Source organism: Delftia sp. WY8 (assembly GCF_018437695.1).
Classification (GTDB): Bacteria; Pseudomonadota; Gammaproteobacteria; order Burkholderiales; family Burkholderiaceae_C; genus Comamonas; species Comamonas tsuruhatensis.
This window is the reverse complement of record NZ_CP049795.1, coordinates 4,063,160-4,081,999: the sequence shown is the minus strand read 5'-3', so window position 1 is coordinate 4,081,999 and position 18,840 is coordinate 4,063,160. Positions and strand designations below refer to the sequence as shown.

Sequence of the window (18,840 nt, the reverse complement as noted above, 5' to 3'; positions counted from 1 at the left end):
TACTGCAAACACAACATGCCGTCTGGAGAGCCGCCGCACGCAATGTGCGGCGCACCGAAGGAGCAAGCCCCGTTCCCATGGACGGCGGTGAATCTCTCAGGTACCAAGGACAGGGGGAGCGGCAGCTGCGTCACGACGGACGCCGGCTGCCTGCTATCCAGACCATAGCGGCCAGCTTTCGCGTGACCCGGCACATGCCTTTGAAAGGGCATCGTCATGCGCGTCATCGTTCTCGGAGCCGGCCTGATCGGCACCACGTCGGCCTACTATCTGCAATCCCTCGGTCATGAAGTGACCGTCATCGACCGCCAGGCCGCGCCCGGCGCCGAAACCAGCTTCGCCAACGGCGGGCAGATCTCGGTCAGCCATGCCGAGCCCTGGGCCAACCCCGGCGCACCGCTGAAGCTGCTGGGCTGGCTGGGCCGGCAGGATGCCCCCCTGCTGTTCCGCCTGCGCGCCGACATGCGCCAGTGGCTCTGGGGCCTGTCCTTCCTGCGCAACTGCACGCCCGCGCGCACGCGCCACAACATCCGGCAGATCGTTCGCCTGGGCACCTACAGCCGCGAGGCCCTGCAGCAGCTGCGGTCGGACACCGGCATCCAGTACGAGCAGCGCATGCAGGGCATCCTGCACTTCTACACGAACGCCCGCGAGTTCGAGGGCGCGCTCAAGCCCACCGAGCAGATGCAGGCCCTGGGCTGCGACCGCCGCCTGATCGATGCCGACGAAGCCGTGCGCCTGGAGCCGGCCCTGGCCCATGTGCGCGGGCAGATAGCGGGCGCCACCTATACGGCCGAGGATGAATCAGGCGACGCCAACCTCTTCACACGCGAGCTGGCGCGCATCGCCGCCGCCACGGGCGTGCAGTTCCGCCAGAGCCACCACGTGACGGCGCTGCGCACCACGGGCGCGGGCGCCAGCCGCCATATCGACCATGTGGAGGTGACCAATGCCGATGGCCGCTACGAACGCATCCAGGGCGACGCCTATGTGCTGGCCATGGGCTCGTTCAGCCCGCTGCTGGCCCAGCCGCTGGGGTTGCACCTGCCCATCTACCCGGCCAAGGGCTACTCCGTGACCCTGCCGGTGCTGGACCCCGCCAAGGCCTACCAGGTCAGCCTCACGGACGACGAGTTCAAGCTGGTGTTCTCGCGCTACACGGGCGCGCAAGGCGACCGCCTGCGCATTGCGGGCACGGCCGAGTTCAACGGCTACGACCGCAACCTGGACCCCGTGCGCTGCGAGGCCATCGTGCGGCGCGTGCAGCAGCTGTTCCCCGGCGCCGGCGATACCGGGCGCGCCCAGTTCTGGAGCGGCCTGCGCCCCGCCACGCCCAGCAATGTGCCGCTGATCGGACGCTCGCCCATCGCCAACCTGTTCCTGAACACCGGCCACGGCACGCTGGGCTGGACCCATGCCTGCGGCTCCGGCATGGCGCTGGCCGACCTGGTCAGCGGCAGGCGGCCGGCCGTGGATTTCGATTTCCTGGGGGCCGCAGCCATGGACCCGGATCGCAGCGCAGGCACGGTGCGCCCGCGCGCGGTCTGAGGTGCGGACGGCGTGTACGACGCCTAGGCAGTGAACACCGTCAACACCCCGGCGAAGCGGTGCAGGCGGGCGTCCATGATCTCGGCTTCGGCAACGAAGCCGATCAATGGCACATCGCCCAGTGCGTGGCGCAGGGTGCGCAGTTCGGCATCGGGGCCGCCGAACAGGCCGCCGCCGCGGCCCCGGCAACTGATGTAGATGGCGCCACGGATGCGGGGCTGTGCCTCGCCTTCGGGCGCCGCCTCCTCGGGCTCCGCCGCATCGCGCAGCGCAGCGCCCAGTTGCAGCAGTTCCTGGCGCGCGACCTGGGCCTGGCGGCGGCAGAAGATCACCGAATGCCCGGCCTCCACGGCCGATGACAGGGCCACGCCCTGGCGCAGCGGGTCCAGGCCAACCAGGGTCAGCACCTGGGCCTCTTCGGTCAGCACGCCGTGGGCCAGGCCCCGGCCCGGCGGCGCAATGGCCGCCAGCGTGGTGCGGACCGTGGTCAGCGCGGGCTGCCAGTCGCTGCCTTCCAGCTCCACGCCCAGCAGTTGCAGCAGGCGCTGCAAGGCCGGATCGCCATTGAGCCCGGTGACCAGGGCGCCGCGCGCCTCGGTGATCTCCAGCCCCTCGCCCAGCGGCACGCAGCCCTGGGCCATGCCCGTGATGCAGGGCACGCCGGCACCGAAGGCCACGCCTGAAAAGCCGCCACGAAAAATGCCGCGCGCGTCCGCATGCTGCGCATGCAGATCCTCGGTGCGGCAGGCGATCTGCACGCCCTCCACGCCATCTTCCCCGTCATCGCCCACGCCGCCGAACAGCAGGCCGGACTCGGTGCGCTCGGACAGCTCGTACAGCAGCTCGGCCAGCTCGGGCTGGCCGCCTGCGGCATGGACCAGGGCCGAATGGGCGGTGAAGCCGGCCTCGCCGCCAGGCGCATGCAGGGGCGCCAGGCCCGAATACAGGCGGTAGTGGGCGGCCGGTACATCCAGCAGCATCACCGCGAGCGCGGTTCCTGACAGGTACTCATGCGACATGGCCAGAACGCCGCCGGCCGAGCAGCCGGCCCAGTCCGCCACATGGGGCAGGGCCCTGGCCAGATGCTGCAACAGCGGCCGTGCGTGGGCGGCATGCGCATGGGACAGGTACACCAGTCCCAGACGGGGCCGCTGCGCGTGGCCGGGCCCGGCCATCTGCAAGCGCAGCTGCTGCAGCACCGCGTCGGCCGCGGCGCGCCAGTCGGAATGGCTGGCATGGCCTACAGGAAACAACGACATACCAACCTTCTTTCTAGCCCCGCCAGCACCCGGCTTGCGGGTGGCTGGGGCCTTGCGCATCCATGGGTCCGGCCCGATCGGTCAACGCGCCGGCCGGCTCTTGGCTGCCGGCTTGCTGGCGGCCGGCGCCTTGGCTCCAGCCTTTGCAGCGGTTTTCCTGGCAGCCGCTTTGGCGGGAGCCTTGGCAGCGGTCCTGGGGGCTTCGGCCTGCACCGCAGCCTTGGCCGCCGGCTTTGCGGACGGCGCCTTGGCAGGGGAGACCGCCGCCGCCTTGCCCGCCTGCGCAGCAAAGGCGCTGGCCTGTGCCGCCATGCGGTCCATGGTGGCCTTGGCCAGGTCCCCGGCCATGCCGGTGGCGCGCTGGGCGGCCGCCACGGCCTCCGGGGCCATGGGCTCGGCCATGGCCTTGGCGGCGATCTGCTGGAATTGCTGGGTCAACGCGCCCCACCACTGCATGGCCTGGCCCATGGCGGCGGCCTGGGCGGACTCGTCCTTGGGCGCCGCAGTCTCCGCGGCTGCGGGTCTGTCGGCGGCCTTGGCCGCCTCGGGGGCTGCAGGCGGCGCGGCAGCGGCCTGTGCGGGCTCGGGCTGCGGCTTTTCCTTCTTGCTCGCCCGGCTGGCGGCCGAGGACATGGGCCAGTCCGAAAGGTCGCCCTGCCCCGCGCTGGCGGCGCCCTTGGCCGCGGCGGTGGCCGCGGCGGTTGCGGCTGCAGGGAACTGGAAGGCCTGCGCCAGCTCGCCCATGCTGACGTTCATGCCCTGCAAGGTGGACAGCGTCATGCGCTGCACTTCCAGGGCCTGGATGGTGGCGGCCAGCGCCTTGCCGTTCTGGTCGAGCCAGAACTGCACGGCCTTGAGTTCGGTGATGCGCTTGTCCACCTCTTCGATGCTCACCGTGGGCGCCACCCATTCGGGCAGGCGCCCCAGGGGCCGGGCGGTGGCCGATCCTGCACTCTGGGCCAGGCCCTGCAGGAAGTCGAAACCGGGGATGAACTTGCCGAAACCGAAGGAGGACGCATCACTCATGGCAGCACTCGCTAGGACTGGGTTGGAAGAACATGCCGGTGAAGCACACCGGCCATGCGCTCAGCTTAACCCAGGCACACGCCAAGTCCATCGCAAGTCATGCACGGCCCGCTGCGCACAAACCCGGTGGATGACAAAAAGCTCAGTGGGAGTGGCCGGCATGTCCGCCGTGTCCGCCATGCGCGCCGCCCTGCGCAGCCGATGCCGCACCTGCGCCGGGCGCCATGGCGCGCACGGGGACCTGCAGGCTCAGGCGCGAGGTCTCGCCCTTGGCGTCCTTGAACACCAGGGTGATGGGTACCTGACTGTCCTTGAGCAGCGGGCTCTTGAGCTGCTGCAGCATGACGTGGTAGCCGCCGGGCTTCAGATCCACGGCCACGCCCTTGGGCAGGTCCAGGCCGTCGATGGCGCGCATGCGCATCACATCGCCTTCCATCTTCATTTCATGCACCTCGGCCACGCCGGCGGCGGGCGACTCCACGCCCACCAGGCGCAGCGGCTCCTCGGCCGTCAGGCGCATGAAGGCGCCCGTGGCCTGCTGGCCCGGCACGCTGGCACGCGCCCAGGCGGCGTCGGCCTTGACATGGGCCGCATCGGCATGGGCATGGGCCAGGCCCATGGACAGGGAGGCGGCGATCAGGAAAGGGGTGGTCCATTGACGCAGTGTCATCACGGTTTCTCCAGAAATTTCAATGCATTGCGGCACGGTCTTCGTGCCTTGCAAAAAGGGTTGGCCAAGCGAAGGAAGCGGGAGTGAATCCGGGAGTCACCGGGGCGGTGCGCGGGCCTGGGGCAGGGCCGGCATGGCCACGCTGTGGACGGAGGCCGGGTGCGCCCGTGGCTGCGCATCTGCCACCAGCGGTGCCGGGGCCGCACTGCACCGGGCGGGCGGCGGCGCCAGCGGGGGCAGGCACAGCGGGCAGTCGATGCCGTGGCTGCCGGCAAGGGCATCGTCCTGACCGGCTGGCGAGGGCACCCAGACCGATTCGCCAGCGGCCGAGCACAGGCGCTCCCAGCCCGAGGCGCGCGCCAGCGGCGCAAACGCCGAAGCCAGCGCCACGCACAGCCACAGGCCCAGCGCCCAGCGGGCGCAGGCAGCCAAGGTGGAGGGCAGGCGAAGCGGCATGGCGCCATTCTAGGGGTCTGCCCCAGTCGTCATCTCCGGGACCGCGCCATGCCCTACCCGCCCCTACCATCACAGGCGCGCACCCTCGCCTTCACCACAAACAACCCAAGGAGACATCCATGCTCACCCTGTGCGGATTCGCGGCCAGCAACTACTACAACAAGGTCAAGCTGGCCCTGCTGGAAAAGCAGCTGCCCTTCAACGAGGAACTGGACTGGCTGGGAGAGACCGACATGGCGCTTTCTCCGCTGGGCAAGGTGCCCTACCTGCGCATCGACGACGGCCGGGGCCTGTGCGAGTCGGCCGCCATGGTCGAGTACGTGGAGACGCTGTCGCCCTCGCCGGCCCTGCTGCCGGCCGACGCCTTCGAGGCCGCCAAGGTGCGCGAGCTGTGCGTGTACCTGGACCTGCACCTGGAGCTGGTGGCGCGCATCCTCTACCCGCAGGCTTTCTTCGGCGGCCAGGTCAGCGACTCCACCCGGGAGCGCACGCTGGCCCAGCTCGACAAGAACGTGGCGGCCTTCGCCAAACTCGCGCGTTTCTCCCCCTTTGTGGCGGGCGACAGCTTCACGCTGGCCGACTGCTGCGCCATCGTCCACCTGCCCCTGGTCAGCGCGGCCAGCAAGATCGTTGGCGGGCGCGACGTTCTGGCCGACTTGCCCGTGCGCGAGTACCTGGCACGCATGGCCGAGCGGCCCACGGTGCAGCAGGTCAATGCCGACCGCAAGACCAATACGGCGCTGATGATGGCCCGCTACGCCAGCGACAAGACCCCGGCCTGAGGCGCGGGGCCTTCACTCACTCCTGCAGCCAGCGCAGCAGCCCGCTGGCGCGCTGCGTGGGGCTGCCAACGGCCGAGGCCAGCAGGCCCGGCACCTCGGAGAACAGCGAGAAGGCCTGGCGGGCGCGCGTGATGCCGGTGTAGACCAGCTCGCGCCCCAGCACGCTGCCGCCGCGCGAGGGCAGCACCAGGGCGGTGTGCTCGAACTCCGAGCCCTGGCTTTTGTGCACCGTCATGGCGAAGGCGGTCTCCACATGGGCCATGCGGCTGACGCCGACCGAGCGCAATTCGTCGCCCTGCAGGAAGTAGACGCGCAGCAGTTGCCCTGGCTGCCCCTGGTGCGCTCCCGGCAGCGCAATGCCGATGTCGCCGTTGAACACGCCCAGCTGCGCGTCGTTGCGCGTGACCATGACGGGACGGCCCGCATACCATTCGCCGCCCCGGCGGATCACGCCCTGCGCATCCAGGGCCTGCTCCACCGCGCGGTTGAGGCCGGACACGCCCCAGTCCCCCTCGCGCACGGCGCACAGCAGCCGGAAGCGCTCGAAGGCCTGCAGCACAGCGACCACCCAGGCGCGGTGCGCTGCCTCGTCGGCGCCGGCCGCATCCGGCCGGCCCTGCAGCGCCTGGGCATAGAGGGCATAGCTGGCAAGACCGCCGCGCCCGTGCACGGCCAGTTCGGTCACGGCGTGCACGCCGCCGCCATGGCGTTCCCACAGCTCGGAACCTGCGCCGGCTTGCGTGCCGGCATCGAGCAGGGCCTGGGCCTTCACCGCCTCACCGGCATTCACGGCGTGTGCCAGCTGGCCGATGGGGCCCCCGAAGCGCCGGCTCTCGCGCAGCATGACGGTGTGCTGCGCCAGCGCTGGCGCACGATCGCCGTCGGGCGCCGCGAACTGCGGCGGCAACCGCTGGCCGGCCACGCGCAGTGCGTAGTCCAGCGTGTCGGGCAGGTAGCGCCCGGCCTGGGCATCGCGGCACAGGTCGCCCAGCACGGCGCCCGCCTCCACCGAAGCCAGTTGGTCCTTGTCGCCCAGCAGCACCAGGCGGGCGCCGGCCGGCAGTGCCTCCAGCAGCGCCGCCATCATCTCCAGGTGGACCATGGAGGCCTCATCGACGATGAGCACGTCCACGTCCAGCTGCCGCCCTGCATGGAATCCCCAGTGCCGCGTATCGGGCCGCGCGCCCAGCATGGAGTGCAGGGTGCGCGCCGCACCCATGCGCTGCACCAGGCCCGCCAGGTCGATCTCGCCGCCCATGCTGCCCTGCAATTGCAGCAAGGCCCCGTCGATCGATTGCTTCAGGCGCGCGGCCGCCTTGCCCGTGGGGGCGGCCAGGGCCACGCGCAGCTGGCCGGCGTCGGGCGCCGTGGCAAACAGCAGGGCCAGCAGCCGTGCGGCGGTATAGGTCTTGCCGGTGCCGGGGCCGCCCGTGATCACCGACAGCCGGCCGCGCAGCGCCAGCGCGCAGGCCAGCTTCTGCCAGTCCACGGGGCCACCGTCCGCCACAGGCGGGAACAGCCGGTCCAGCCAGCGCCGGGCCTGGGCTTCGTCCAGCGGCTGTCCGGCCACGGCCTGCGCCGCCGTGCGCTGGATGACGTGGGCGGCCACGGCGCGTTCGTAGTCCCAGTAGCGGCGCAGGTACAGCAGCGGCGCGGGGCCGTCTGCGCCGGCCAGCACCAGGGGCTGGCCGAGGTCCTCGCTGCCATCCTGTCCATCTACCTGCTCCCCGTGCACCACGCGCACCACGGGGCTGGCGCTCAGCGCCGCAACCCAGCCGGACAGGCGCGCAGGCAGCATCTGCCACAGGGCCTGCTGCGCGGGCAGCGCATCGGCCGGCCAGGCCAGCACGTCGTTGGGGTGGCCGGCCAGCGGCGCCAGGGGCAGGCAGCTGTGGCCGCGCCCCTCCATCTGCGCCAGCAGCGCGGCGGCCACCAGCAAGGCGGGCCCGGCCTGCGCATCCTGCCCGGCGACGAAGGAGGCCAGCGCCGCATCCAGCCGGCGCAGCAGGCCCGCGTCGGCCCAGCGGCGCAGCAGGGCCAGCACTTCATTGGTGTCTGGCGGCACGGAGCCCGGCGGTTTGCCGCCCAGCGAGTCGCCGCCCGGCCGTTCATCGAACAGGTCCAGCGTGGCCGTATCGATGGTGCGCGAACGGGGGCGCGGGCTCATGGCAGTTCCTCCGCGTTGGCGCGGCCGGGACCGAGCAGTTCATCGAGCGCATCGAGCAGGGGCAGCTCGGGCGCCATGGCATGCATGCCACCGGCCGGGCCATCGATGCCGCGCAGAAAGTAGTACAGCGCGCCGCCCAGCTGGCGCTGCGGCTCGTAGGCCGTGCCCAGCCGGCTGCGCAGCAGCCGGTGCAGGGCCAGCAGGTAGAGGGCGGCCTGCACGTCGTAGCGGTGGTGGAGCATGGCGCGGGCCAAGGCCTCCTGGCCGTAGGCGGCGCCGTCCGGGCCCAGGTGGTTGCTCTTGTAGTCAAGCACCCAGTAGCGGCCCTCGTGGCAGAACACCAGGTCGGCAAAGCCCATGAGCATGCCGTGCAGCGAGCGCTGGGGCAGCGCGGGCCGCTCCTGCCCCGGCAGGATGAAGCGCCGGCACAGCTGGTCGATGCGCTCGGCCGGCAGCTGGCGCGCGGGCAGCCAGAACTCCATCTCGGACAGTTGCGGCCCCAGCGTGGCCAGCGTCACATCCAGCGGCGCCAGCGGCTGGTGGACCACGGCCGTGAGCCAGGCCAGCAGGTCACGCGCCTGCTCGCCCCGGCCCGCGCGCTCGCAGCGGCGCACCAGGCGATCAGCGAGCGCACCCTGGCCGTCCACGGGCAGGGCAAAGTCTTCGCCGCCCAGCCATTCCAGCTGGTCGTGCACGAAGTTGCCGACCACGGGGCCGCGCAGAAAGCGGTGCCAGACCGCAGGCCCGCCGGCCGGTCCATTCTGCAGGGGCTGCAGGCCCGCCAGGCCGGCGATGTCCGCCAGTTCCGGCGATGGCGGAGGCTCCAGCGCCTGCTCATCCTCGGCCGGGCGCTGCACGGCCACGGGCAGCACGGGCAGGCTGGGCGCGGCCATGGCACGCACCAGGGCAGAGAAGCTGCCGATGCCCCAGCGCGTGTCGAAGCGCGCGTCGTAGGGCCGGGCATCGTGCAGCGGCGTGGCAGCGTCCGGCGGCTGCCAGCGCGTGCGCTGCAGCGGCTCGGCGTCCAGATCGCGCCAGGCCATGTGCGGGTCTTCTCCGCACAGCTGTCGCAGGCCGTCAAGCCAGCCCTGGGCCGAGCGCGGCTCGGTGCCGCCCAGCAGGTAGCCGGCGGCGCCCTGCTCGTTCACGCAGGCCTTGCCGTTGCCGCGCCTGAGCGGGGCCAAGCCCAGCCACAGCGCATGGCGCGGGCGGGTGAGCGCCACGTAGAACAGGCGCAGGTCCTCGCGCAGCCGCTCGCGGTCGGCCTGGGCCAGGTCTTCGTCGCTGAAGTCCAGCAGCAATCGGCGGGCCGGGGCGGCATCGTCTTCCACCCCCTCCTGCGCGGACAGGGTCAGGAACGGCGTCCTGGCCCGCTCCATGGGGCGGAAGCTGCCTGCGAACGGCAGGCAGACCAGCGGGTACTCCAGGCCCTTGCTCTTGTGCACAGTGACGATCTTGACCAGGTCGGCATCGCTTTCCAGGCGCACCACCTGCTCTTCGCTGCCGCTGCCCGGCGCCTCGATCTGGGTGGCCAGCCAGCGGATGAGGGCCTGCTCGCCCTCCAGCTGGGCGCTGGCGGTCTGCAGCAGCTCGGCCAGGTGCAGGTAGTTGGTCAGGCGCCGCTCGCCGCCCAGGGCCGGGTCCTGCAGCCAGCGCGCGGGCAGGTCCAGCCGGTACAGGGTCTGGCGCAGCATGGCCAGCACGCCCAGGCGCAGCCAGATGCTGTGCAGTTCGCGCAGCTGCTCGCTGCGCGCGTCAAAGGCTTCCTCGTCGGCGGCCAGCCAGGCCAGCTCGTCCAGCGACAGGCCGATGAGCCGCGTGGCCAGGCCCGCGCGCACGGCCTGGGCATCCAGCGGCGCGGCGACGGCGCGCAGCCAGTACAGCAGGTCATGGGCCTCATCGCTGGCGAACACCGAATCCTGGTCCGACAGGTAGACCGAGGCCACGGCGCGCGCCTGCAGCTCGCGGCGCACGGCGGCCGCCTCTCGGCCCGTGCGCACCAGCACGGCGATGTCGGCAGGCCGCAGGCGCACAAGGCGGCCATCGGGCTGCACAAAGCCGGCCTGCGGGTCGGCCAGCCACTGCACGATCTGCTCGGCGCAATGGGCCGCAAAGCGCCGCCGCACCTCGTCGGCCGACAAAGGCAGGGGGATGCCGGTGTCCTCGTCACGGCCCGCGCTCCAGGCCACGGTGAGGGCGGGCATGGCGCCGTCGCGCGTGTGCAGTTGCTCGCTGCGCCCCTGGGCGGCCACGGGCTCGAACGGCAGCGGGTTGTGGCTGCCGCGCCGGAACATGAAGGCGCCCTCGCCCGGCCGCTGCTCGGCCTGCGCGAACCAATGGTTGACGGCGCCCACCAGCGCCTCGGTGGAGCGGTAGTTGGTGCCCAGCACGTAGTGGCGCCCCTCGGTGGCGCGGCGCGCCTGCAGGTAGCTGTAGATGTCGGCGCCGCGAAAGCCGTAGATGGACTGCTTGGGGTCGCCGATCAGCAGCAGGGCGCTGTGCGGGTCGTTGGCCGCCGTGCGGTAGATCTGGTCGAACAGGCGGTACTGCAGCGGCGAGGTGTCCTGGAATTCATCGATTAGCGCCACCGGGTACTGGGCCAGGATGCGCTCGCGCAGCACGGCGCCGTTGTCGCCGGCCAGGGCCGTGTCCAGGCGCTGCAGCATGTCGGCAAAGCCGAAGCTGCCGGCCTGGCGCTTGAGGTGGGCCAGCCGCTGCGCCACGCGCGCGGCCGCATGCAGGCGCACGGCCACGCTGACGGGCGGCAATTGCTCCAGCTGCACCAGCAGCGCCTGCAACTCGGCCAGCTCCAGCGGCATGAGCACATCGCCGGCCGACCCCTTGAAGGCCTCGGCCAGGCCTTCGGGGCTGAGGCGGTGGCGCGCGGCCTCGGTCAGCGCCAGCGGACCGTCCAGCGGGGCGCGCGACCAGTCGGCCAGCGCGGCCAGCCAGCCGGTGTAGCGCGCGGGCTGCAGCTTGCGCTTGTCCCACAGCGCGCCATGGCCGTCGAGCTGTCCATCCAGCCACCGCTGCAGGCGCTGGGCCTTGTCGTACCAGCCGGCCGCCAGGGCCAGCAGGCGGCTGCGGCGCTGTTCCATGGCGCGCTGCAGGCAGTCGGCCAGGCTGCCCTCGCCCGCACCGGGCACGGGGGGCTCGCGCAGCAGGGCACGCATGTCTTCGACCAGGGCATCGACGTGGGGCCAGATCTTCAGGGCCTCGTCCAGCAGCTCGTCGGACAGCGGGTAGCACTGCTGGCGCCAGTAGTCCTGCGCGGCCTCGGTCTGTCGCTGGCTTTCGTCAGGCTCCAGCGTTTCGTCGAAGAGGTTGCCGCTGTCGAAGGCATGCTCGCGCAGCATGCGCTGGCACCAGGCGTCGATGGTGTGGATGGCCGCGTCGTCCATGCATTCGGCCGCCATGGCCAGGCGCCAGGCCGCGCGTTCACGGGCCGCGCCTTCAGGGTAGGCCTCGCGCAGCGCGTGCAGGAAGCCGTCGTGGGGCGCAGGTTCGGCCTCGCCACGAAAGCACTGCACGGCCTCGATCAGGCGCCTGCGTATGCGATCAGACAGCTCGCGCGTGGCCGCGCGCGTGAAGGTCATGACGAGGATGTCGGGCGGCATCAGCGGCCGCTCGAAGGCCGTGCTGCTGATGCCGTCCAGGCTGCCCTCGCCATGCCCCAGCACCAGGCGCAGGTAGAGCGCGGCGATGGTCCAGGTCTTGCCGGTGCCGGCGCTGGCCTCGATCAGGCGGCTGCCCCACAGCGGGAAGCGCTGCGCGTCGAGCACATGGCCGGTCACGTCGCCGTCCACATCGCCGGTCGCGGCGCCGATCATTTCGCTCGCGCTCATTGCGCATCCCCCTGGTACGGCAGGACCTGCACCTGCGCGGCCACCCAGTCGAGCAGCGGCGCGTGGACGGCATGGGCCAGGGCCTCGAAGCGCCCATCGGCGACCAAGGCCTCGAAATCGGGATAGCAGCGGGCCCAGGACGGGTCCTCGCCCTCGCCGCCGACCAGATGACCACCCTCATAGGCCTGCTGTGCCGCAGCGGGAAAGCCTTCGGCCATGGCCAGGCCGCTGCGCAGCGGCAGGGGCAGCGGGCCGTTCTGGCCTTCGCGCCACAGGGCCATCAATGCACGCAGCCGTGCCAGCGCGTCGGAAGGGTTCATGGGCAGGACCTGCACCAGGCCGTCGCGCGCCACCACGCGCAACTCGGCCTGCGAGCCGCTGGCGGCCAGCACCAGGCTGCGCAGGTAGACCGGCATGAGCTTGTCGGCATGGGGCCGGCCCTTGGCATTGAGCAGGTTGCGCGGATCCAGCAGCAGCCAGCACTGTGCGTCGTCCGCATCGGGGGACTCTTCGGTTTCGCAGGACTGGCGCAGCCCGTCGATCCAGTCGTCGAACACCAGGCCATCGTCCTCGATCAGCAGCCGCCTGCGCGGCGCGGGATGGGCATACCGATCCAGTTGCTGGCGCCAGGCCCGCAGCGAAGGCGTGACCGAGGACTGCAGCGCCCGCGCGCCGCGCTCGCCCAGCCCCGCCAGCGGCAGCCGCCCCGAGCGCGTGAGGCGCGCCACGGCCGCACGCACGCTGTCTTCCATGGCCTGGGGCGCCTGCCCGGGCTCGGACAGGCCGGCCGCCACCTGCTGCTGCAACTGCTGCACCAGCAGGTATTCGGTCAGGCCGTCGAGCTGGAACAACTCCTCGTCCACGACCGGGTTGTCCTCCTGCTCGAAGCGCACCTGCAGGCGCTGGCGCAGGTAGGCGCGCGCCGGATGGCGCAGGAAATCGGTGAGCCGGGCCAGCGTCAGCGGCGCCGAGGCGTCGGGGACAAAGGGCGGGCGCGGCTGCGCGGGCAGCGCAGGCAACGCGTCCGTGCCGTCCGACTGCGCATGCGCGGCCCGCCATTCGCGCGCATAGGTGGTCCAGGGCGAGCCTTCTTCGAAATAGCGGCGGCTGAAGGGCTGCAGCGGGTGCTGCTGCGTGCGCTGCGCCAGCAGCGGCTGGCCGCCTTCGCCGCGCCAGCCGGCCTCCAGGTAGTCGCGCAGCTGGGAGACCAGGACCGAGGGCGGCTGCTCGCTGTTGTCGCGCACATGGTGGCCGGTCCAGCTGATGTAGAGCGCGCGGCGCGCGGACAGCAGGGCTTCGAGCATGAGCTGGCGGTCATCGTCGCGGCGCGCGCGGTCGCCGGGGCGCTGCTGGCCGGGCAGCGCCATCAGGTCGAAGTCGCTGCGCGTGGCGCGGCGCGGATAGTCGCCATCGTTCATGCCCAGCAGGCAGACCACCTCGAAGGGAATGGCGCGCATGGGCATCAGCGTGCAAAAGGTCACGCCACCGGCCCGAAAGCGCTGCGACAGCGAGGGCTGCTCCAGCGCCTGCATCCAGGCCTCCTGGGCCACGCCCAGTTCCACGGCCTGCGCATAGCCGGCCTGCTCGCAGGCGCGCTGCCAGTCCGTGAGGGCGGCGTCCAGTGCGGCCAGCATGGCCTCGTCCTCATCGTCCTGCGCCTTGAAGAAGTCCTGCAGCAGCGCGCGAAAGCGCTGCGCCCAGGCCTCGGGCATGGCGGGCTGCTCGGCCTCGCGCCACCACGCCAGCATGCGCTCCAGCAGCGCGGCCAGCACGCCGGCCAGCTCGGCCGACAGGCCGCCCACCTCGTCATAGGGCTCGATGCCGCCGAAGGCCTGGCCGTCCTGCGCCACGCCGCTGGCATAGCCCAGCAGCATGCGCTGCAGGCCGAACCAGGCGCTGTTGTGCTCGCCGCAGGCCTGCAGGCCCAGGGCGCCGCGCTGCGGCGCATTGAGTCCCCAGCGGATGCCGGCCCCGGCCATCCAGCGCGTGAGCTGGGGCAGGTCGTCGGCCGCCAGACCCATGCGCGCGGCAATCGCTGGGACGTCCAGCAGGTCGCACAGCTCGCTGAGCCGGCAGCGCTGCTGCGGCAGGCGCAGCAGCCATTGCAGGGCCACGGCCAGCGGGCTGCTGGCGCGTGCGCCCAGGTCGGCAATGTCAAAGGGAATGTGGCGCGGATCATGCCTGCCGTACTGGCCGAACACGGCGCGTATCGAGGGCGCGGCGGTCTCTATGGACGGCAGCATGACTACGACGTCACGCGGTGCCAGCGGTGCCTGCCCCGGCTGCCCGGGATCCGGTGGCCGGGCCAGCATCTGCAGCAGCTGATCGTGCAGAACCTCCAGCTCGCGCACCACGCTGTGCGCGCTGTGGAACACGATGGAGCGGTCGGCCCGCGCCACCTCCAGCGGTGGGTGCTCGGCCAGCGGCACCAGGTCGCGGATGCGCTGCTGCACCTGGGCCAGCAGCGGCGCGGTGCGCAGGTCCTCGGCATCGGTTTCGTCGAACAGGTCCACGCGCGGCATCTGCAGCCGGGCTGCGGCACCCGTGGTGTCGAAGGCGTCGAGCTGGCGCACATAGTCGCGGCTTTGACGACCCCAGGCGGCCAGCAGCGGATGGGCGTGGGCATGCATGGCCTCCAGCGGCAGCTGCGCCAAGTCGCGGCCGCCGCGCAGCGGCTGGCGGCGCCGCGCCATGCGCAGCAGCTCGCGCCCGTCGATGGCGTCGGCCCAATGGAAGCGGCAGGGATTGGGCACGGCCAGCAGCACCTGGCTGTGGCGGGCAATGGCGGCCAGGAACTCCAGCAGGCTCAGCGGTAGCTGGCTGATGCCGAACACCACCACGCGGCGCGCCAGCGGCGCGGCCGGCGGCTCGCCGGACTGCAGCGCGGCCAGCACCCGGCCCTGCAGGCGCGCGCGCGTGGCGCCGCGCTGGTCCTCGTCCAGCTCGGCCAGCACGGCGCGCCACAGGCGCGGCTGCCACAGCTGGCCTTCGGGCACCGGGGCGTCCGCCACACCAGGGCGCAAGGGCATGGGCAGCACGTCATGCCCGGCCTCCCAGGCGTCCAGCCAGTCGGCGCGGTAGATCTGGTATTGGTCAAAAAGGTCGGCCAGGCGCTGGGCCAGCTGCAGCAGCCGCTCGGGCTCGCCGGGGCGCAGAAAGCCTGCAATGGGGGCGAAGGCCGGATCATGCAGGCACTGCGGCAGCAGGCGCATGAGCCGCCAGGTCATGGGCGTCTTGTCCAGGGGCGATTCGCGCGGCACGGCCTGGCGGCCCAGCACCTGGCGGTAGCTGCGCCACACAAAGCGCGCGGGCAGTTCCACGCGCGCGGCGGCGCACACGCCCAGCTGCTCGGCCATGCGCATCTTGAACCACTCGGCCATGCCGTTGCTCTGCGCCAGCACCACCTCCGGCTCCAGCACGTCCAGCGGGTGCGCAGCCAGCCATGCCAGCACCGTATCGGCCAGCACCTCCGTCTGATTACCGTGCAGGGCGATCAAGCCCGGCTGCCAATGCGATGCCACCTCTGCGCTCCCGTGCTCCAAGCCATGCGAGCAGCGAGCTTAACGCGGTTGACACGGGCCGGGACCGCGCGGGTCCATTACCAATGCAGGTAGAACATGGCCTTGGCCAGCAGCACGATAGCCAGCACGTGGCAGAACACGCTCAGGTGCAGGCGGTGCGAGCGGCGCCCGCCCAGCACACCGCGCCGGCGCCACCACATGGCTGCCAGGAAATGTCCGAACACGCTGAGCGCCAGCCCGATCTTGAGCGCCAGCAGCAGGCCGAAGCTGCTGGCCAGCGGAGCGGCAAAGGCTGCAGCCAGTGCCGCGCGATGCTGCCAGGCCAGACCCAGCCCCGCGCCGTACAGCACCAGCAGCACCCAGGGCATGACGGCCACCGCTCGGTCGCCCAGCGCCTGCTCGGTGGCGCGCGCCACGATGGCGGGCAGGTGGCGGCGCGCCCCGGCCAGCAGCACCACTTCAAAGAACACCGTACCCGCGAAGGCGATGGCAGCCAGCAGGTGCAGGGTCAGCAGCAGGCCGTAGCTCATGCGCGCCTCCTGTGCGGCAGAGGCAGCGGCAGGGATGCGGGAGCCGGCAGCAGATCGGCCAGCGTGAAGCCGTCCAGATGGGCCAGGAAGCTGTCCAGCGCCCCGCCCAGCACGCCGGCCAGCCGGCAGTCCTGCACAAGCGTGCAGGCAGGTGGGCTGGTGCCCGTGAAGCATTCGACGATGGCAAGGTCCGGCTCCATGCCGCGCACCACGTCGCCCAGGCCGATGTCGGCCGGCGCATGGGCCAGGCGCATGCCGCCGCCCTTGCCGCGCACGGTCACGATCCAGCCGCGCAGCGCCAGCTGGTGCGTGACCTTCATGAGATGGGCTTCGGAGATGGCATGGGCCTGGGCGATCTCGGCAATCGTGCACAGCCGTCCGGGGTGGCGCGCCACATGCATGAGCAGGCGCAGCGCGTAGTCGGTCATCAGAGTCAGGCGCATGGCAGGCCTGCGATCATGCCTGCCGGTCGGCACGCGGGCGCACCAGCAGCGGGGCGAAACGCCACAGGTACAGCGCAAAGGCCCATACCCAGGCAGCGGCCGAGGCATGCAGCGCCGCCAGCGACAGCGCCGTGGGCAGCAGGGCCGCCAGGCGCAGCACGGCAGCGGCAATGACCAGGGCATAGGCGGCGACCATGCTGCGGTCGGTGCGCAGCGGCAGGCCCAGGTGGCCCATCGACGTCCGTGTGCACATGCCGATGATGAGCAGGGCAAAGCTGCCCGCACCGATCACATGCACGGGCCAGGCGGGGCGCAGCACCCATCCGGCCGCATGCGCGCCGGCCACCAGCAGGCCCGCACCCAGCGCCGCGTGGCCCAGGTAGAGAATCCACAGCAGCGGCACGCGGCGCACGGCCTGGGGCGTCCAGGCCAGCACCTGCCACAGGGCGATCACGCCCGCCACGGCCAGGCCGGCGGCCAGGCCCGGCCACCAGCCCGCCAGCAGGCAGGCGATGGCCACCACGCCCGCACCCAGTTGCCACTGGCCGCTGGCCGTGTGCATGGGGATCTGCAGGCCGGACACGGCGCGCATGGCGAAGAAGGGGATCACGCGCCGCGCGATCAGCAGCGCAATCACGGCCATGCACAGCAGGCCTGCGTTGAAGCGCTGCATCAGCGCGCCGTAGTCGCCCTGCCAGATGGACCACAGGTACAGCGCATCGGCCGCGCCCAGGCCGGCCAGCAGCAGGGGCAGCCCGTAGTTGCGCCGGCTGCGCGCCACCCGAATGGCACGGCCCAGCGCCAGCGCGGCCCAGCAGAAGAAGGCCGTCTCGCACAGCGCGGCGACCGCAAAGGCCTGCGGCCCCGGCAGCAAGAAGCCTGCGCGGGCCACCAGCCACAGCAGGCACAGCGCGCCCAATGCCCGGCCCTGCAGGGGATTGCGCCCTGTCCAGTTGCTGCCTGCCGTGAACAGAAAGCCCACGGCAATGGTGGCCACGAAGGCCCACAGCATCTCGTGCGCATGCCAGAACACGCCGGGCATGCGCCCCGCGATCCACTGCGGAGCATGGACCCACAGCGCCACCGACAGCGCGGCCCAGAGGCAGCCCAGCAGGTACAGCGGCCGAAATCCCAATTCGAGGAATGCCGTCCATTGCGGCGCCGGCTCCCGGGTTCTCAGGGGTTCCTCCAGCTCCATCCATTGCGCCATGATGTGCACTCCTTCCGGCCCGCCGTGCGCCTGCATAAGATGTATTCAGCGTACATCTTCAGGCGCGCGGGCGGGGCCGCTGCGGCACCACCTTCTGACCCACATCAAGCAGGAGCCAAGCATGGCACTCGAACACGCAAAGCCACTGGAGGTCATCGCCCTGCACGCCCGCGACGGCATGCCCATCAGCACCAGCCTGATCCGAACGCCGAAGCTGCAGCTGCTGCGCCTGGTGCTACCGCCCGGCCATGCCCTGCCCAGCCATCAGGTCCCCGGCGAGGCCACCATCCACTGCCTGGCGGGCGAGGCCGGCATTGCCACGCGCCTGGCCAGCCTGCGGCTGGTGGCCGGCTCGGTGGTGCTGGTGCCTGCCGGCGAGCTGCACGATGTGCACGCGCGCGGCGACCAGGGCTGCGTGCTGCTGGTGACGATTGCGGGCGCGAACGACTGAAGGCGGCCGCAACCGCCGCACAGGCAGGATCACGCATTGCCTGAGGCACAAAGAAAAACGGACTGCTTCTTGCGAAGCAGTCCGTAATCTTTTTCACTGTATCTGGTGGCCTGGGACGGAATCGAACCGCCGACACAAGGATTTTCAATCCTCTGCTCTACCGACTGAGCTACCGGGCCGAGAACTAGATTATATGCAGGATTTTTTGACCCAAAAACGAAAAAGCCAAAATTCCTTCAAAAAGTCTATCCGCGCTTGTTGCGGCCCAGGTCCACGCCCAGCTGGCGCAGCTTGCGGTACAGGTGCGTGCGCTCCAGGCCGGTCTTCTCGGCCACGCGGGTCATGGAGCCGCCTTCGCGCGCCAGGTGGAACTCGAAGTAGGCCTTCTCGAAACCGTCGCGCGCCTCGCGCAGGGGGCGGTCCAGATCGAAACCCTGGTGTGCATGCGGCACGTTGTTGTCCACCGGCACACGGCTGGCCGCAGGCGTGACGACGGCTGCGATGTCGGCAGGCTCGGCCACTGCGGCAGGTGCTGCAGCCGGCGCCTGGCTGGCGGCATTGCGCGCCAGCCCCTGCTCCACCGCCTTGAGCAGCTTCTGCATGGTGATGGGCTTTTCCAGGAAGGACAGCGCACCGATGCGCGTGGCCTCCACCGCCGTCTCGATGGTGGCGTGGCCGCTCATCATGATGACCGGCATGGTCAGCTGGCCCGCCGAGGCCCATTCCTTGAGCAGCGATACGCCATCGGTGTCGGGCATCCAGATGTCGAGCAGCACGAGGTCGTAGGTGTTGGAGGCGCGCGCCGTGCGCGCCTGGCCGGCGTTCTCGGCCACGTCCACACTATGACCTTCGTCGTTGAGGATTTCCGACAACAAATCCCGGATCCCCAGTTCGTCGTCGACCACCAGTATGTTTGCCATGTGTCTTAAGCC

General features: G+C 71.3%; 14 protein-coding genes, 1 tRNA gene and 1 riboswitch. Of the genes, 3 read left to right on the top strand and 12 right to left on the bottom strand.

Going from position 1 to position 18,840, the window contains the following annotated elements; genetic code table 11:
* Positions 1–12: 12 nt before the first annotated feature.
* Positions 13–123: riboswitch (glycine riboswitch) on the top strand.
* 93 nt (positions 124–216) lie between these two features.
* Positions 217–1,548 carry a D-amino acid dehydrogenase gene (locus G4D77_RS18875; RefSeq protein ID WP_154833273.1) on the top strand — a complete coding sequence of 444 codons (1,332 nt, stop codon included), beginning with the start codon at positions 217–219 and terminating at the stop codon, positions 1,546–1,548.
* Between the two features lie 23 nt (positions 1,549–1,571).
* Here the strand turns inward: G4D77_RS18875 and G4D77_RS18870 are convergent, their stop codons facing one another.
* The 4 genes from G4D77_RS18870 to G4D77_RS18855 all read right to left on the bottom strand — a co-directional run bounded on the left by G4D77_RS18870 (position 1,572) and on the right by G4D77_RS18855 (position 4,959).
* Positions 1,572–2,807, bottom strand: coding sequence for an FIST signal transduction protein (locus G4D77_RS18870; RefSeq protein ID WP_154833271.1), 1,236 nt, complete (start codon positions 2,805–2,807; stop codon positions 1,572–1,574).
* 81 nt (positions 2,808–2,888) lie between these two features.
* Entirely contained in the window at positions 2,889–3,833 is a 945-nt protein-coding gene (locus G4D77_RS18865; RefSeq protein WP_016453543.1) for a PhaM family polyhydroxyalkanoate granule multifunctional regulatory protein, read from the bottom strand.
* A 142-nt stretch (positions 3,834–3,975) separates the two neighbouring features.
* Positions 3,976–4,503: a copper chaperone PCu(A)C gene (locus G4D77_RS18860; RefSeq protein ID WP_016450406.1), complete on the bottom strand. Its 528-nt coding sequence runs from the start codon at positions 4,501–4,503 to the stop codon at positions 3,976–3,978.
* A 96-nt stretch (positions 4,504–4,599) separates the two neighbouring features.
* Positions 4,600–4,959 carry a hypothetical protein gene (locus G4D77_RS18855; RefSeq protein WP_016450405.1) on the bottom strand — a complete coding sequence of 120 codons (360 nt, stop codon included), beginning with the start codon at positions 4,957–4,959 and terminating at the stop codon, positions 4,600–4,602.
* 119 nt (positions 4,960–5,078) lie between these two features.
* On the opposite strand from G4D77_RS18855, the gene G4D77_RS18850 reads away from it, so the two are divergent.
* Complete coding sequence (locus tag G4D77_RS18850) at positions 5,079–5,741, top strand: glutathione S-transferase family protein (RefSeq protein ID WP_154833269.1); 663 nt, start codon at positions 5,079–5,081, stop codon at positions 5,739–5,741.
* A 16-nt stretch (positions 5,742–5,757) separates the two neighbouring features.
* Here the strand turns inward: G4D77_RS18850 and recD are convergent, their stop codons facing one another.
* The 6 genes from recD to G4D77_RS18820 all read right to left on the bottom strand — a co-directional run bounded on the left by recD (position 5,758) and on the right by G4D77_RS18820 (position 17,457).
* Entirely contained in the window at positions 5,758–7,908 is a 2,151-nt protein-coding gene (gene recD / locus G4D77_RS18845) for an exodeoxyribonuclease V subunit alpha (protein WP_154833266.1), read from the bottom strand.
* Positions 7,905–11,753 (bottom strand): exodeoxyribonuclease V subunit beta, encoded by a 3,849-nt coding sequence (gene recB / locus G4D77_RS18840; RefSeq protein ID WP_154833264.1) that lies wholly within the window; start codon positions 11,751–11,753, stop codon positions 7,905–7,907. The genes recD and recB overlap by 4 nt, the downstream gene beginning before the upstream one ends.
* Positions 11,750–15,274 carry an exodeoxyribonuclease V subunit gamma gene (gene recC, locus G4D77_RS18835; protein ID WP_154833262.1) on the bottom strand — a complete coding sequence of 1,175 codons (3,525 nt, stop codon included), beginning with the start codon at positions 15,272–15,274 and terminating at the stop codon, positions 11,750–11,752. Before recC ends, recB begins: the two co-directional genes overlap by 4 nt.
* 77 nt (positions 15,275–15,351) lie before the next feature.
* Positions 15,352–15,804 (bottom strand): CopD family copper resistance protein, encoded by a 453-nt coding sequence (locus G4D77_RS18830; RefSeq protein WP_016450400.1) that lies wholly within the window; start codon positions 15,802–15,804, stop codon positions 15,352–15,354.
* Positions 15,801–16,247, bottom strand: coding sequence for an RrF2 family transcriptional regulator (locus tag G4D77_RS18825; protein WP_154833260.1), 447 nt, complete (start codon positions 16,245–16,247; stop codon positions 15,801–15,803). The genes G4D77_RS18830 and G4D77_RS18825 overlap by 4 nt, the downstream gene beginning before the upstream one ends.
* A 13-nt stretch (positions 16,248–16,260) precedes the next feature.
* Positions 16,261–17,457: an NnrS family protein gene (locus tag G4D77_RS18820; protein ID WP_154833258.1), complete on the bottom strand. Its 1,197-nt coding sequence runs from the start codon at positions 17,455–17,457 to the stop codon at positions 16,261–16,263.
* Positions 17,458–17,578: 121 nt separating this feature from the next.
* Between G4D77_RS18820 and G4D77_RS18815 the strand changes: the two genes are divergently transcribed.
* Positions 17,579–17,908, top strand: a complete 330-nt coding sequence (locus G4D77_RS18815; protein ID WP_012202449.1) for a cupin domain-containing protein — start codon at positions 17,579–17,581, stop codon at positions 17,906–17,908.
* Between the two features lie 103 nt (positions 17,909–18,011).
* On the opposite strand, the gene G4D77_RS18810 is transcribed toward G4D77_RS18815, so the two are convergent.
* A tRNA-Phe gene (locus tag G4D77_RS18810) sits at positions 18,012–18,087 on the bottom strand.
* Positions 18,088–18,153: 66 nt separating this feature from the next.
* Complete coding sequence (locus G4D77_RS18805) at positions 18,154–18,828, bottom strand: response regulator (protein WP_016450397.1); 675 nt, start codon at positions 18,826–18,828, stop codon at positions 18,154–18,156.
* Between the last annotated feature and the right edge of the window lie 12 nt (positions 18,829–18,840).

Coding starts and splice junctions, on each gene's coding strand:
- G4D77_RS18875 (WP_154833273.1), top strand. CDS start 217: ATGCGCGTCATCGTTCTCGGAGCCGGCCTGATCGGCACCACGTCGGCC.
- G4D77_RS18870 (WP_154833271.1), bottom strand. CDS start 2,807: ATGTCGTTGTTTCCTGTAGGCCATGCCAGCCATTCCGACTGGCGCGCC.
- G4D77_RS18865 (WP_016453543.1), bottom strand. CDS start 3,833: ATGAGTGATGCGTCCTCCTTCGGTTTCGGCAAGTTCATCCCCGGTTTC.
- G4D77_RS18860 (WP_016450406.1), bottom strand. CDS start 4,503: ATGACACTGCGTCAATGGACCACCCCTTTCCTGATCGCCGCCTCCCTG.
- G4D77_RS18855 (WP_016450405.1), bottom strand. CDS start 4,959: ATGCCGCTTCGCCTGCCCTCCACCTTGGCTGCCTGCGCCCGCTGGGCG.
- G4D77_RS18850 (WP_154833269.1), top strand. CDS start 5,079: ATGCTCACCCTGTGCGGATTCGCGGCCAGCAACTACTACAACAAGGTC.
- recD (WP_154833266.1), bottom strand. CDS start 7,908: ATGAGCCCGCGCCCCCGTTCGCGCACCATCGATACGGCCACGCTGGAC.
- recB (WP_154833264.1), bottom strand. CDS start 11,753: ATGAGCGCGAGCGAAATGATCGGCGCCGCGACCGGCGATGTGGACGGC.
- G4D77_RS18830 (WP_016450400.1), bottom strand. CDS start 15,804: ATGAGCTACGGCCTGCTGCTGACCCTGCACCTGCTGGCTGCCATCGCC.
- G4D77_RS18825 (WP_154833260.1), bottom strand. CDS start 16,247: ATGCGCCTGACTCTGATGACCGACTACGCGCTGCGCCTGCTCATGCAT.
- G4D77_RS18820 (WP_154833258.1), bottom strand. CDS start 17,457: ATGGCGCAATGGATGGAGCTGGAGGAACCCCTGAGAACCCGGGAGCCG.
- G4D77_RS18815 (WP_012202449.1), top strand. CDS start 17,579: ATGGCACTCGAACACGCAAAGCCACTGGAGGTCATCGCCCTGCACGCC.
- G4D77_RS18805 (WP_016450397.1), bottom strand. CDS start 18,828: ATGGCAAACATACTGGTGGTCGACGACGAACTGGGGATCCGGGATTTG.